At 52.9% G+C, this 13566-nt stretch carries 11 protein-coding genes; 5 read left to right on the top strand and 6 right to left on the bottom strand.

The window, feature by feature from the left end:
- Positions 1–105: 105 nt before the first annotated feature.
- Positions 106–1578: a fructuronate reductase gene (locus P2W74_RS01015; protein ID WP_276293566.1), complete on the top strand. Its 1473-nt coding sequence runs from the start codon at positions 106–108 to the stop codon at positions 1576–1578.
- 11 nt (positions 1579–1589) lie between these two features.
- Here P2W74_RS01015 and P2W74_RS01010 read toward each other — a convergent pair whose 3' ends face one another.
- Both P2W74_RS01010 and P2W74_RS01005 read right to left on the bottom strand, forming a co-directional pair.
- On the bottom strand, positions 1590–2261 hold the full coding sequence (locus P2W74_RS01010; protein WP_276293565.1) for a FadR/GntR family transcriptional regulator: 672 nt from the start codon (positions 2259–2261) through the stop codon (positions 1590–1592).
- 139 nt (positions 2262–2400) lie between these two features.
- Positions 2401–3597, bottom strand: a complete 1197-nt coding sequence (locus P2W74_RS01005) for a BaiN/RdsA family NAD(P)/FAD-dependent oxidoreductase (RefSeq protein WP_276293564.1) — start codon at positions 3595–3597, stop codon at positions 2401–2403.
- Between the two features lie 230 nt (positions 3598–3827).
- On the opposite strand from P2W74_RS01005, the gene pitA reads away from it, so the two are divergent.
- The gene (pitA, locus tag P2W74_RS01000) at positions 3828–5324 is read left to right on the top strand and encodes an inorganic phosphate transporter PitA (protein ID WP_276293563.1); all 1497 of its coding nucleotides are present in this window, start codon (positions 3828–3830) and stop codon (positions 5322–5324) included.
- A gap of 76 nt (positions 5325–5400) precedes the next feature.
- On the opposite strand, the gene uspB is transcribed toward pitA, so the two are convergent.
- A complete protein-coding gene (gene uspB / locus P2W74_RS00995; RefSeq protein ID WP_162383686.1) occupies positions 5401–5736 on the bottom strand; it encodes a universal stress protein UspB in 336 nt (111 codons plus the stop codon).
- Between the two features lie 391 nt (positions 5737–6127).
- Here uspB and uspA point away from each other — a divergent pair, with 391 nt between their 5' ends.
- Together uspA and dtpB are read left to right on the top strand one after the other, a co-directional pair.
- Entirely contained in the window at positions 6128–6562 is a 435-nt protein-coding gene (gene uspA / locus P2W74_RS00990; RefSeq protein WP_125400568.1) for a universal stress protein UspA, read from the top strand.
- A 282-nt stretch (positions 6563–6844) separates the two neighbouring features.
- Entirely contained in the window at positions 6845–8317 is a 1473-nt protein-coding gene (dtpB, locus tag P2W74_RS00985) for a dipeptide/tripeptide permease DtpB (RefSeq protein WP_276293562.1), read from the top strand.
- Positions 8318–8352: 35 nt separating this feature from the next.
- Here the strand turns inward: dtpB and P2W74_RS00980 are convergent, their stop codons facing one another.
- The gene (locus P2W74_RS00980; RefSeq protein WP_276293561.1) at positions 8353–8856 is read right to left on the bottom strand and encodes an RrF2 family transcriptional regulator; all 504 of its coding nucleotides are present in this window, start codon (positions 8854–8856) and stop codon (positions 8353–8355) included.
- 219 nt (positions 8857–9075) lie between these two features.
- On the opposite strand from P2W74_RS00980, the gene P2W74_RS00975 reads away from it, so the two are divergent.
- Positions 9076–10278 carry an NAD(P)/FAD-dependent oxidoreductase gene (locus P2W74_RS00975; protein WP_276293560.1) on the top strand — a complete coding sequence of 401 codons (1203 nt, stop codon included), beginning with the start codon at positions 9076–9078 and terminating at the stop codon, positions 10276–10278.
- A 155-nt stretch (positions 10279–10433) separates the two neighbouring features.
- Here P2W74_RS00975 and rsmJ read toward each other — a convergent pair whose 3' ends face one another.
- Entirely contained in the window at positions 10434–11186 is a 753-nt protein-coding gene (rsmJ, locus tag P2W74_RS00970; protein ID WP_203359663.1) for a 16S rRNA (guanine(1516)-N(2))-methyltransferase RsmJ, read from the bottom strand.
- Between the two features lie 134 nt (positions 11187–11320).
- Entirely contained in the window at positions 11321–13363 is a 2043-nt protein-coding gene (gene prlC, locus P2W74_RS00965; RefSeq protein WP_276293559.1) for an oligopeptidase A, read from the bottom strand.
- Between the last annotated feature and the right edge of the window lie 203 nt (positions 13364–13566).

Genomic DNA, 13566 nt, shown 5'->3' with positions numbered 1-13566 from the left:
CTCATCACCGCATGGTATCCCTTGCCATGCGGTTTTTCACATTCAGTCAGGACAGGTCTTTCATGATGCGTTATCAGAGAAGACCATGAATGACAGGAGTTTGTCATGGAACAAAATATCGTCACCACTCAGGTTTCCGTTCCTCGCCCACAATGGAACCGTTCACGCCTGGTTTCCCGTATCGTACATCTTGGTTGCGGGGCATTTCACCGTGCACACCAGGCACTCTATACGCATCATTTGCTGGAGGGCAGTGACAGCGACTGGGGTATCTGCGAAGTAAACCTGATGCCCGGAAACGATGAAAAACTGATTAGAAATCTGAAGGCGCAGGATCTGCTGTACACGGTTGCCGAACGTAGTGCACAAACCACAGAACTCAAAATTATTGGCTCGATGAAAGAAGCGCTACATCCAGAGTCTGACAGTTGTGATGCCATTATTCGTGCGATGGCGCGTCCAGAAACCGCGATTGTTTCACTGACGATTACCGAAAAAGGTTATTGCACGGATGCCGCCAGCGGCGAACTGGACCTGAATCATCCGTTTATCCAGCATGACATTGCTCATCCGCAGTCGCCAAAATCAGCGATTGGTTACATAGTCGAAGCCCTTGCGCTACGCCGCCAACAGGGATCGAAGGCATTTACCGTTTTGTCCTGCGACAACGTGCGAGAAAACGGTCACGTCGCGAAAACCGCCGTATTGGGTCTTGCAATAGCGCGCGATCCGCAGCTAGCTGAGTGGATTGCCAGTCATGTGACTTTTCCTTGCACTATGGTGGATCGCATCGTTCCGGCAGCAACAGAAGAGACATTAGCCCAAATCGCCGACCAGCTTGGCGTTGAGGATCCTTGTGCCATTGCCTGTGAACAGTTCCGTCAATGGGTTATCGAAGATAATTTTGTCAATGGTCGCCCGGACTGGGACCGGGTTGGCGCACAGTTTGTGAAAGATGTTGTACCGTTTGAAATGATGAAACTGCGCATGCTCAATGGTAGCCACTCTTTCCTGGCATACCTGGGCTATCTTGGCGGTTATGAAACGATTGCCGATACTATGCAGAATCCAGCATACCGCGACGCCGCGCTGGCACTGATGCTCGATGAACAAGCGCCGACGCTGTCGATGCCTGAAGGTACTGATTTGACCGGTTATGCTGAAATACTGATCGCGCGATTTACAAACCCATCACTAAAGCACCGAACCTGGCAAATTGCGATGGACGGTAGCCAGAAATTACCGCAGCGCTTGCTTGATCCTATTCGGCTACATCTGGCTAAAGGGGAAAATTATCGCCACCTGGCGCTGGGCATTGCCGGATGGATGCGCTATGTGAGCGGTGTGGATGAAAAAGGTAACTCGATTGATGTAGTAGACCCGCTGGCAGCACAGTATCAGGCTATTTATCAGCAGTATCCGTCAATTGAAGAACGCGTCCGGGCACTGCTGGCAATCGACACCATTTTTGGTCATGATCTGAGCGATAATTCAGACTTTATAGAACACGTAACCGCTGCATGTCAGCAATTGCACAGGATGGGGGCACGTGCAGCGGTAGCCAGTCTGCGTAATTAAATCGCAGTTAATCAAAGGCCTACGATCTGTCTGACATAAGCCAGATGCTCCAGCGATTTTTGATAGGCAGCATCAGCATCAGCCTGACGGATCGCATCCACAATCGCTTTATGTTGCTTATTCATGCTAGTTAATACATCCCTGTTGCCGGAACGCTTGTCCAGTCCGGCATAAGGGATGTTGACGCGCTGTTCCCATAACATACGAGACATATCAAGCAACACGCGGTTCTGACTGGCTTCCGATACCGCAAGATGGAATTGCTTATCGAGAGAATAAAAGCCATGGACATTATCTTCGCTAATGGCATTTTCCATGCTGAGATAAAGCGCTTCAAGCTGGCTAATTAAATCTTCTTTCCCAGCTTGTGCTGCAAGACGCGCGCAATGACTGTCAACCAGCTCACGGGAATAGAGAATTTCTTCAATCGTATAATCGCTGGCGGAAAGTTTTTTATCTGCAACTATGACGCCGTTACCAGACTGGATAGTGATCCATCCTGAAATCTCCAGCACAATCAGCGCTTCTCTGAGCGATGCACGGCTTACGCCGAGTTGTTTTGCCAGTTCACGTTCGGGCGGTAAGAAGCTTCCCGGCGGAAAGATAGCATCATTGATGAGCTTAATGATGAGATTGGCTATCTTTTGATAGAGCCGCTCTTGTTTTACCTCAGGAATAACCATATGCCTCCCGTTCCCCTCTCTGTACGATTTTTAACTGGTTTATCATATCATTCCTGGAGTTAAGAAACGCACGCCGGGGTCAGTTCGTTGTATCACTCATTAAGCTGATATTCTTCTAATTGTGCACAGGCAGAGGATTTCACTCCCCAGACACCAAATCCTGCGCACAGGCCCAGGCGCTCGACCACGCCCACTGGAAATTATACCCGCCCAGCCAGCCGGTCACGTCCATCACTTCGCCGATAAAGTAGAGGCCTGGCACCTTACGCGCTTCCATCGTGCGGGAGGAAAGCTCATTGGTATCGACGCCGCCCAGCGTGACTTCCGCCGTACGGTATCCTTCCGTGCCGTTAGGCTGCACGCGCCATTCCGTTAACGTCTCCACCAGCAGTTGTTGGTCGCGTACATTGAGCTGTTTCAAAGAGATCTCGGGGATTTGCCCTAACGCTTGCAGACATTCCACCAGACGTTTCGGCAACTGCATCGCCAGAGTGTTTTTCAGACTCTGATTCGGGTGCGCGCTACGCTGCTCATTGAGGAAAGCATCCAGATCGATATCAGGTAATAAATTAATGCTGACAAACTCTCCGGGCTGCCAAAAACTCGAAATTTGCAAAACGGCCGGACCTGAAAGCCCGCGGTGTGTAAAGAGCAGATTTTCACGAAATACCGTGCCGTCCTGCGCCGTGATAACAGAAGCAACGGAAACGCCTGACAGCACCTGGAGCTGTTCCAGCAACGGTTTATGCAATGTAAAAGGAACGAGACCCGCGCGCGTCGGCAGCACATTCAGGCCAAACTGCTCGGCAATTTTATAACCAAACGGCGTTGCCCCCAGGCCCGGCATGGAGAGTCCGCCGCTGGCAATCACCAGGTTTGGCGCGTTGACGGTCATGCCGTTCAGCTCAAGGGTGTAGCCCTCATCATCACGGGTAACGCTGAGCACTTCACTGCGCAACCGCAGGGTGACGCCGCCCTTCTCGCATTCCGCCACCAGCATGTCGACGATTTGTTGGGCAGAATCGTCGCAGAAAAGCTGACCGAGCGTTTTCTCATGCCAGGCAATTCCGTGTTTACCAACCAGATCGATAAAATCCCACTGGGTATAGCGCGCCAACGCTGATTTACAGAAATGAGGGTTTTGGCTTAAATACGCCGCGGGTTCCACATAAAGATTAGTAAAGTTACAGCGTCCCCCGCCGGACATGAGGATTTTACGTCCCGGCTTTTTACCATTATCAATGAGCAACACGCGGTTACCCCGTTGCCCTGCCTGTGCGGCGCAGAACATACCCGCCGCGCCAGCGCCTATAATAACGGTATCAAACCTTTCCACTTTGCGATCCTCTCTTAAATCTGGGCGTGAATTGTAAAGTTTCCTCAGTGACCGTACCAGCGACAAGATCGTGAAAAACAAGTATTTATTTGAAATATATAAGATAATTCTTTAGTGAGGAAAAACAATTCAGGAGACAAATCAAAAAAAGTCTATATTTCACTTTGCCCGCGTCGCCAAAGTCCCTGATAATGCGCCGCGTTCATGTCCTCAAAATGGCGTAACGTCCTATGCTACATTTGTTTGCTGGCCTGGATTTGCATACCGGGCTTTTACTATTGCTTGCTCTGGCTTTTGTGCTGTTCTATGAAGCGATCAACGGCTTCCATGATACGGCAAACGCAGTCGCAACCGTGATTTATACCCGCGCAATGCGTTCGCAACTCGCGGTTATCATGGCGGCGGTCTTCAACTTTTTTGGTGTTTTGCTGGGCGGTCTCAGCGTAGCGTATGCCATTGTGCATATGTTGCCAACGGATCTGCTGCTTAACATGGGTTCTTCACATGGCCTCGCCATGGTGTTCTCCATGCTTCTGGCGGCAATTATCTGGAACCTGGGTACCTGGTACTTTGGTCTTCCGGCTTCCAGTTCTCACACACTGATTGGCGCCATCATTGGTATTGGTTTAACCAATGCTTTGATGACCGGCACATCGGTGGTGGATGCACTTAACATACCGAAAGTGATCAATATTTTCGGTTCTTTGATTATTTCCCCCATTGTCGGCCTGGTGTTTGCTGGCGGTCTGATCTTTTTGTTACGTCGCTACTGGAGCGGCACCAAAAAGCGGGCGCGTATTCACCTGACCCCAGCGGAACGTGAAAAGAAAGACGGTAAGAAAAAGCCGCCATTCTGGACGCGTATCGCTCTTATTCTGTCTGCTATCGGCGTCGCATTCTCCCATGGCGCTAATGATGGACAGAAAGGCATTGGTCTGGTGATGCTGGTTCTGATTGGCGTGGCGCCTGCGGGCTTCGTGGTCAATATGAACGCTTCCGGCTATGAAATCACCCGTACCCGTGACGCCATCAACAACGTCGAAACTTACTTCCAGCAGCATCCTGATATGCTGAAAAAAGTGACCGGCGTCGATCAGCAGATTCCGTCTGTGGAAGCTGCGACAACGACACCGACGGAGTTCCACTGCCACCCGGCAAACACCCTGAATGCGCTCGATCGCGCGAAAGGCATGCTGGCGAATCTGGAAACTTACGACAAGTTAAGCGTTGAGCAACGTGGTCAGTTGCGTCGCATTATGCTGTGTATCTCTGACACCACCGATAAAGTGGTGAAGCTGCCTGGTATAAGCAATGACGACAAGCGTCTGCTGAAGAAACTGAAAACCGATATGCTGAGCACCATTGAGTACGCACCGGTCTGGATTATCATGGCCGTCGCACTGGCGCTGGGTCTTGGTACGATGATCGGCTGGCGTCGCGTGGCGACCACTATCGGTGAGAAGATCGGTAAGAAAGGCATGACGTATGCGCAAGGGATGTCCGCGCAGATGACTGCCGCTGTGTCTATCGGTCTGGCGAGTTACACCGGTATGCCTGTTTCCACCACCCACGTACTCTCTTCCTCTGTTGCGGGGACGATGGTCGTTGACGGTGGCGGTCTGCAGCGTAAAACGGTCACCAGTATTCTGATGGCCTGGGTCTTTACGCTGCCTGCGGCAATTCTGCTTTCCGGGGGGCTGTACTGGCTCTCCCTGAAACTGATCTAAGCCGGGCAGTCTGTAAAAAAAGCGGGTCCAGGAAACTGGCCCGCTTTTTTTTGCCTGTGCGATACGTCCAAATGGCTCAATGCCAAATCACCAACCCTACCATACTGATAATCACCAGACCGCATAATGCGCTGGTGAGGATGAACTGGCCGCGAACACGTTCACAACGGCGAATAAACTCATCATCGTGATGATCCCGATAGCGTTGGGCATAGATATACCACACCAGACGCATTTGCTTGTTGGGTTGGCCATGCGAGGTAAAAAAACCACCTCCATCTACATATTGATAGAGCAATGGATCGCAACCACGAAGTACCACTAACAGTGCACGTAATGACGAGAAATAACGCGCCATATTCACAATGCAAACGACACATAAAGCCCAGAATAGTGCGACGGTGCTTATCATACCACCTCCCCGGCGACCCGCCCACGGAGCTCCTCTCCGGGACAACCGCTCCCCGATACCCTGCCAGACAGTTCAGTGAAAAAGTCCTACCAAGCCATGATAGGGATGCTCTGCATCCGTACGGCTCTTTAAATATTGTAGGAGATCAGTTAATTTTTTTGCCAGAAGGTTAACCACTATCAATGCATTTAACAGAAAAATTTGTTTAACTGGTTGGCAACCAAGGCGGATTGACGGATTATCCTGGTCGCTATAATGTAATGATAGTCTAAACAATCCATCTTTACGGCTGGGCTAGCCCCGCGCATATAGTTCGCAGGACGCGGGTGACGCGACGGCAAAGAAACGCTAGCTGGCTAGTCATCGACAACTTTATGGAAGGAGTAACACTATGGCTTACAAACACATTCTTATCGCGGTTGATCTTTCTCCGGAAAGCAAAGTTCTGGTAGAGAAAGCGGTTTCTATGGCGCGTCCTTACAACGCGAAAGTCTCCCTCATCCACGTAGACGTGAACTACTCTGACCTGTACACCGGGCTAATCGACGTCAATCTCGGCGATATGCAGAAACGCATTTCTGAAGAAACCCACCATGCGCTGACTGAACTGTCCAGCAATGCGGGCTACCCAATCACCGAAACACTGAGCGGCAGCGGCGATCTGGGTCAGGTGCTGGTTGATGCTATCAAGAAATACGACATGGATCTGGTCGTCTGCGGCCACCACCAGGACTTCTGGAGCAAGCTGATGTCTTCCGCACGCCAGTTAATCAACACCGTTCACGTTGACATGCTGATTGTTCCACTGCGTGACGAAGAAGAATAAGACTTCTGCACCGGAGAGCGTCTGACGCTTCATCCGATAAATCGTCGATATCATTACGCCCGCTTATGCGGGCGTTTTTATTTCTGTTTATTTAAATGGTTAGTACATCACTCCAGCCCATAAATCATAAATAGTGTGATCATCTAGTTAGATCGAAATCACTCAATATAATACTCTACCCATCCGGTTAATGACCGCAGTCTATAACAGAGTCAGACTTTTTCGGCGCGTTTTAGCATACGCGTTCATACTTTTCAGGATGGCATTGAAAGGCGAAGGAATATGAATACAACTGCACCTACGGGTTTGCTGCAGCAACCTCGTCCGTTCTTCATGATCTTTTTTGTAGAATTATGGGAACGATTTGGCTATTACGGCGTTCAGGGCATCCTGGCGGTCTTTTTTGTTAAACAGCTTGGGTTCTCTCAGGAACAGGCGTTCATTACCTTTGGCGCGTTTGCCGCACTGGTCTATGGCCTGATTTCTATTGGTGGCTACGTTGGCGATCACCTGTTGGGAACCAAACGTACGCTGGTGCTCGGCGCGATCGTCCTGGCGCTGGGTTACTTCATGACCGGGATGTCACTGCTCAACCCCGATCTGATCTTTATTGCACTTGGCACCATTGCCGTCGGTAACGGGTTATTTAAGGCGAACCCGGCAAGCCTGCTATCTAAATGCTATCCACCGAAGGATGCCCGTCTTGATGGCGCATTCACCCTGTTTTATATGTCGATTAACATCGGTTCCCTGCTGTCGCTGTCACTGGCGCCGGTGATTGCCGAAAAATTTGGCTATGCCGTCACCTACAACCTGTGCGGTGCGGGTCTGATCATCGCTCTGCTGGTCTATTTAGCCTGCCGCGGTATGGTGAAAGATATCGGTTCAGAGCCCGACCACAAGCCGTTGAGTCTGCGTAACCTGCTGTGTGTGTTAGTTGGTACGGTGGTGATGGTGTTCCTGTGCGCCTGGCTGATGCACAACGTCAAAATCGCCAACCTGGTGCTGATCGTGTTGTCGCTTGTCGTTACGATTATCTTCTTCCGCGAAGCGTTCAAACTGGATAAAACCGGGCGCAACAAGATGTTTGTCGCCTTTATTCTGATGCTGGAAGCGGTGCTGTTTTATATTCTTTACGCACAGATGCCGACCTCGCTCAACTTCTTTGCTATCAACAACGTACACCATGAAATCCTCGGTATCACCATTAACCCTGTCAGCTTCCAGGCGCTGAACCCGTTCTGGGTGGTGCTCGCCAGTCCGGTGCTGGCGGCCATCTACACACGTCTGGGGAACAAAGGCAAAGACCTGACCATGCCGATGAAATTTACGCTCGGTATGTTCCTGTGTGCGCTGGGCTTTCTGACCGCGGCGGCGGCGGGGATGTGGTTTGCCGATGCGCAGGGGCTGACGTCACCGTGGTTTATCGTGGTGGTTTATCTGTTCCAAAGTCTGGGCGAGTTGCTGATTAGCGCCCTGGGGCTGGCCATGGTTGCCGCGCTGGTACCGCAACACCTGATGGGCTTTATCCTCGGGATGTGGTTCCTGACGCAGGCTGCAGCGTTCCTGATGGGGGGTTATGTGGCAACATTCACTGCCGTACCGGAGAACATTACCGATCCGTTGCAGACGCTGCCCATCTACACCGGCGTGTTCAGTAAAATCGGGCTGGTTACGATGGCCGTAACGATACTGATGGCAATTATGGTGCCGTGGCTGAACCGGATGATCAATACGCCGGATAGCAGCAAATAACGGCAATAACCTCAGTCAGCCTAAGCTGGCTGAGGTTAACTTTTCCGCGCGGCAATCCACTCCTGAACTTCAACCACAAACGTCTCCGGCGCTTTGCGGTACATTTTGCGCGCAAGGTCGAGGATCGTATGCTGGCTGAGTGCCTCTTCCATCCGCTGTTGCGCCATATCCATCACTGACCGTACGCCGCAAATACCCTCGCACGCCCATTCTGGCGGTTGCTCATCAAACACGGCCAGTCGCTGGCGGATTTCACGGCATTCAAAAATACGTTTGTCACCATCAATCGCGTTGACCACATCAAGTACCGTGATGTGCTCAGCAGGCCTTGCCAGTTGGAATCCACCGCCCTTACCTTCAATGCTGCGCACCAGTCCGGCCTTTGACAGACGCGTAAAGATTTTGGCCAGGTAGTCATAGGGGACGCTTTGCAGCGCGGCAATTTCCCGTACGCTCATATCGCGGGCATCACCTTTGCTGTCGACCATACACATCAGGCTATGGATGCCGTACTCAACCCCGGAACTGTAAAATGCCATTCTCTAATCTCAGCAAAAATAATTCTGAGTTATTGTAGCTATTTCACCCTCGCCATGCCATACAGTTCCTTCACGCCAGACTCGATTTAATAAATAAACAGCGATTAATCAATACCATAAAGGCAAAAGACTCCGCATCATCACTTTTCGCATTGCTTTTCCAAACTACGACCAATAAAATCCGAGTCAATTAATCGGAGTTAACAGAGTGAAAGAACGATGCGTAAACAAATTCTGATCGTAGGTGCCGGTTTTGCGGGCATGTGGGCCGCCCTGAGCGCGGCACGTCTGGCAGACAAACATGATAACCAGACCATTGATATTACAGTGATTGCGCCACAGCCGGAGCTTCGCGTACGTCCACGTTTTTATGAGAATCACGTTGAAACGCTGGTCTCTCCGTTACAGCCGCTGTTTGACATCACCGGTGTGAAATTCCTGCGCGGCTCCGTATCAAACATCCATCCTGACTCACACAGTGTGAGCTGGAAAGATGCTCATGGCGAAACCCATCAGCACCACTATGATCGCCTGATTCTGGCGAGCGGCAGCCACGTAAACCGTTCATTTGTCTCGGGTGTAGAGGCGCACGCTTTCGACCTTGATCAACTGGAAAGCGCCGCCATTTTAGAGAAACAGCTGAAATCACTGGCCAGTCAACCAGAAAGTGAGGCGCGCAATACGGTCGTGGTTTGCGGCGGCGGCTTCACGGGTATTGAGATGGCGATGGAACTGCCGGGTCGCCTGCGCGAAATCCTCGGCTCAAATTCTAAGACCAGAGTAGTCGTAGTTGAACGCGGCCCACAGCCTGGTTCGCGCTACAGCGAAGAACTGCGCAATGTCATCATCGACGCCTCCGCCGAACTGGGCGTCGAGTGGCTGGTGAATGCGGAAGTGGAATCGGTTGATGCCTCGGGCGTGACGCTGAAAGAGGGACAGAGAATCGCCTCTTCGACGGTTATCTGGACCGTGGGTGTTCAGGCAAGCGACCTGACGGCGCAGATTAACGCCCCGCGCGATCGTCAGGGCCGTCTGCATGTGAATGCGAATCTGCAGGTGGAAGGCTATGACGATATCTACGCCACCGGCGACGTCGCCTGTGCCGCCACGGATGATAAGGGCAACCACGCGCTGATGACCTGTCAGCATGCAATTCTGTTGGGGAAATTCGCCGGGAACAACGCGGCAGCCAGCTTGCTGAATGCGGAACCGTCGCCGTATCGTCAGGAGATGTATGTCACCTGTCTGGACCTCGGCGCCTGGGGCGCGGTCTATACCGAAGGCTGGGATCAGCAGGTGAAACTGACGCGCGAAGAAGCCAAGACGCTGAAGATGTCGATTACCCGCGAGCTGATTTACCCGCCGAAGGCAGAGAGAGCGGTGGCGTTTGAGATGGCGGATCCGTACGCGCCGTTTGTGTAGCTAAGTCAACGCCTTATCATGCCTACAACGAGCACGGTGCTCCAGGCCTGATAAGCGTAGCGCCATCAGGCAATTTTTGTACCATTGCCGGATGGCGGCGCAAGCGCCTTATCCCGCCTACAGAAAACGGCGCGATCGGTTCGGCGGCGAAAAATCTATTCCGCCGTCCCCGCATAAATATCAAACCGGTGCCCTTTGGTGACCACCGCGTTGGGGGTGGCGACATCCGCAAGCGGTGGCGCGTAGTCCGGGCGCTTCACCACCACACGTTTCGTCGCCAACTGTCGCGCGGGTTCCAGCAGCCCGTCGGCGTCTAAATCTGGCCCCACCAGTGACTGAAACACCCGCATCTCTTTCTTCACCAGCGCGCTTTTCTGTTTGTGCGGAAACATCGGGTCGAGATACACAACCTGCGGGCGCGGAGTAATGTCAGTCAACGCCGTCAGGCTGGAGGCGTGGATCAACTGCAACCGTTCTTGCAGCCACGGACCGATTTCCGGGTCGGCATAGCCACGCGCCAGACCGTCATCAAGCAGCGCCGCCACAACCGGATTACGTTCCAGCATCCGCACGCGACACCCCACCGACGCCAGCACGAAGGCATCACGCCCCAGCCCTGCCGTGGCATCCACCACGTCCGGCAAATAATCACCTTTGATACCGACCGCTTTCGCGACCGCCTCACCACGACCACCGCCAAATTTGCGGCGGTGCGCCATCGCCCCACCGACAAAATCCACGAAAATGCCGCCAAGCTTCGGTTCATCGCGCTTACGCAACTCCAGATGTTCCGTGGTCAGCGCCAGCGCCATCAAATTATCTTCATCGTGTTCCAGCCCCCAGCGGGCAGCAAGAACAGATAAGGCGCCGTCTCCGGCGCCCGTTTCATCAATTAAGCAGATTTTCACTTCCGCTTTACCCTAAATAATTCGAGTTGCATCAAGGCAACAAGGGAATAAATCCCTGGGAACGTACAATGAGTACGCGACCAGGGTGAATGAGTGCAGTTGCCGAAGAGGCAGCTTGAAGTATGACGGGTAAATTAGCCTTTGATTCCGTAATGCTCAAGCATCGCATCCAGCTGCGGTTCACGGCCACGGAAGCGTTTGAACAGCTCCATCGGCTCTTCAGAACCCCCACGGGTCAGGATATTGTCGAGGAACGACTGTCCGGTATCGCGGTTGAAAATCCCCTCTTCTTCGAAGCGGGAGAAGGCATCAGCCGCCAGGACATCGGCCCACAGATAGCTGTAATAACCCGCCGCATAACCCCCGGCAAAGATGTGGCTGAAGGCATGCGGGAAACGACCCCATGACGGCCCCGGCACCACAGCAACCTGTTTCTTGATTTCTGCCAGCGTATCGAGGATTTTCGCCCCCTGTTCCGGACTAAATTCGGCATGCAGGCGGAAGTCGAACAGACCGAACTCCAGCTGACGCAGAATAAACAGTGCCGCCTGGTAATTTTTCGCCGCCAGCATTTTATCCAGCAGTTCTTTCGGCAACGGTTCGCCAGTTTCATAGTGACCGGAGATGAACGCCAGCGCATCCGGCTCCCAGCACCAGTTTTCCATGAACTGGCTCGGCAACTCGACCGCATCCCACGGCACACCGTTGATGCCAGAAACACCGGCGGTTTCAATGCGGGTCAGCATATGATGCAGGCCGTGGCCGAACTCGTGGAACAGCGTGATCACTTCGTCGTGAGTAAACAGCGCCGGTTTGCCGTTGACCGGACGGTTGAAGTTACAGGTCAGGTAAGCGACCGGTTTTTGCAGCGCGCCGTCGGCTTTACGCATCTGACCCACGCAGTCATCCATCCATGCCCCGCCGCGTTTGTTTTCGCGGGCGTACAGGTCGAGATAGAAACTGCCGCGCAGTTCGTTGTTTTCGTCATACAGTTCGAAGAAGCGCACTTCCGGATGCCACACGTCCACATCCGTACGCTCTTTCGCGGTAATGCCATAAATACGTTGAACGACCTCAAACAGGCCGTTAACCGCTTTGTTTTCCGGGAAGTATGGGCGCAGCTGCTCGTCGCTGATGCTGTACAGATGCTGCTTCTGTTTTTCGCTGTAGTAAGCGATATCCCACGGCTGTAGCTCGTCAACGCCAAACTCCGCTTTTGCGAAAGCGCGCAGTTGCGCCAGCTCTTTCTCACCCTGCGGACGGGCGCGTTTCGCCAGATCGGTTAAGAAATCGAGCACCTGCTGCGGGTTTTCCGCCATTTTGGTGGCCAGCGATTTAAAGGCGAAGCTTTCAAAGCCCAGCAGTTGCGCCAGCTCATGACGCAGGGCGAGGATCTCCTCCATCACCGGGCTGTTATCCCATTTGCCCGCATTCGGCCCCTGATCGGAGGCGCGGGTCACATAGGCGCGATACATCTCTTCACGCAATGCCTGGTTGTCGCAGTAGGTCATCACCGGCAGATAGCTCGGGATATCCAGCGTCAGCAGATACCCTTCCTGCTCTTTCGCTTCGGCCTGAGCAATGGCTGCTGCCAGCGCGCTTTCCGGCATCCCGGCAAGCGTGGCCTCATCCGTCACTAACTTCGTCCAGCCCATCGTGGCATCAAGGACATTGTTGCTGTACAGGTTACCGAGTTCAGACAGGCGGGTGGCAATTTCACCGTAGCGCTGCTGTTTTTCTTTCGGCAAACCAATACCAGAGAGTTCAAAATCACGCAGCGCGTTATCCACGGCTTTTTTCTGCGCGGTGGAGAGCGTGGCGTAGTGATCGCCGTCGCGCAGGTCGCGATAGGCCTGGTACAGCCCTTCGTGCTGCCCAACCCAGGTGCTGTACTCAGACAGCAGCGGCAGGGTTTGTTCATACGCTTCACGCAGTTCCGGACTGTTTTTCACCGAGTTCAGGTGGCTTACCGGCGAGAAAATACGTCCCAGCACGTCATCCACTTCTGCCAGCGGCTGGCATAAGTTTTCCCAGGTGTACGGTGCGCCCTGCGCGACCACGCGTTCCACATTTTCGCGACAGTCATTCAGCGCCTGAGTAACGGCGGGAACTACATGCTCGGGCTGAATTTTGGAAAACGGCGGCAGGTCGAAGGGAGTCAGTAATGGATTCGTCATATGCACAGTCCTGGTTAAAAAGGGGGAACGAAACGCGTCACGCGTTTTCGCCGGATGCGAAGCGTCTTATCCGGACTACAGGTTTCATCATTTGTAGGCCGGATAAGGCGTCAGCCGCCACCCGGCGCGTCATACTCAGTAGCATGGGGTTAAGTGTAGTGAATTTCAATGCTGTGCGTTGTCCTTTCGCGGCGATGGCGACT

The sequence above is a fragment of the Citrobacter enshiensis genome, assembly GCF_029338175.1.
GTDB classification, from domain to species: Bacteria; Pseudomonadota; Gammaproteobacteria; order Enterobacterales; family Enterobacteriaceae; genus Citrobacter_D; species Citrobacter_D enshiensis.
The sequence above is the reverse complement of the archived record's forward strand: the minus strand, read 5'-3'. Positions and strand labels throughout refer to the sequence as shown.

What these genes read in the sequence shown, in the direction of transcription:
- prlC (WP_276293559.1), bottom strand. Translation starts at nt 13,363, where the DNA reads ATGACGAATCCATTACTGACTCCCTTCGACCTGCCGCCGTTTTCCAAA.
- dtpB (WP_276293562.1), top strand. Translation starts at nt 6,845, where the DNA reads ATGAATACAACTGCACCTACGGGTTTGCTGCAGCAACCTCGTCCGTTC.
- P2W74_RS00975 (WP_276293560.1), top strand. Translation starts at nt 9,076, where the DNA reads ATGCGTAAACAAATTCTGATCGTAGGTGCCGGTTTTGCGGGCATGTGG.
- pitA (WP_276293563.1), top strand. Translation starts at nt 3,828, where the DNA reads ATGCTACATTTGTTTGCTGGCCTGGATTTGCATACCGGGCTTTTACTA.
- P2W74_RS01010 (WP_276293565.1), bottom strand. Translation starts at nt 2,261, where the DNA reads ATGGTTATTCCTGAGGTAAAACAAGAGCGGCTCTATCAAAAGATAGCC.
- uspB (WP_162383686.1), bottom strand. Translation starts at nt 5,736, where the DNA reads ATGATAAGCACCGTCGCACTATTCTGGGCTTTATGTGTCGTTTGCATT.
- uspA (WP_125400568.1), top strand. Translation starts at nt 6,128, where the DNA reads ATGGCTTACAAACACATTCTTATCGCGGTTGATCTTTCTCCGGAAAGC.
- P2W74_RS00980 (WP_276293561.1), bottom strand. Translation starts at nt 8,856, where the DNA reads ATGGCATTTTACAGTTCCGGGGTTGAGTACGGCATCCATAGCCTGATG.
- P2W74_RS01015 (WP_276293566.1), top strand. Translation starts at nt 106, where the DNA reads ATGGAACAAAATATCGTCACCACTCAGGTTTCCGTTCCTCGCCCACAA.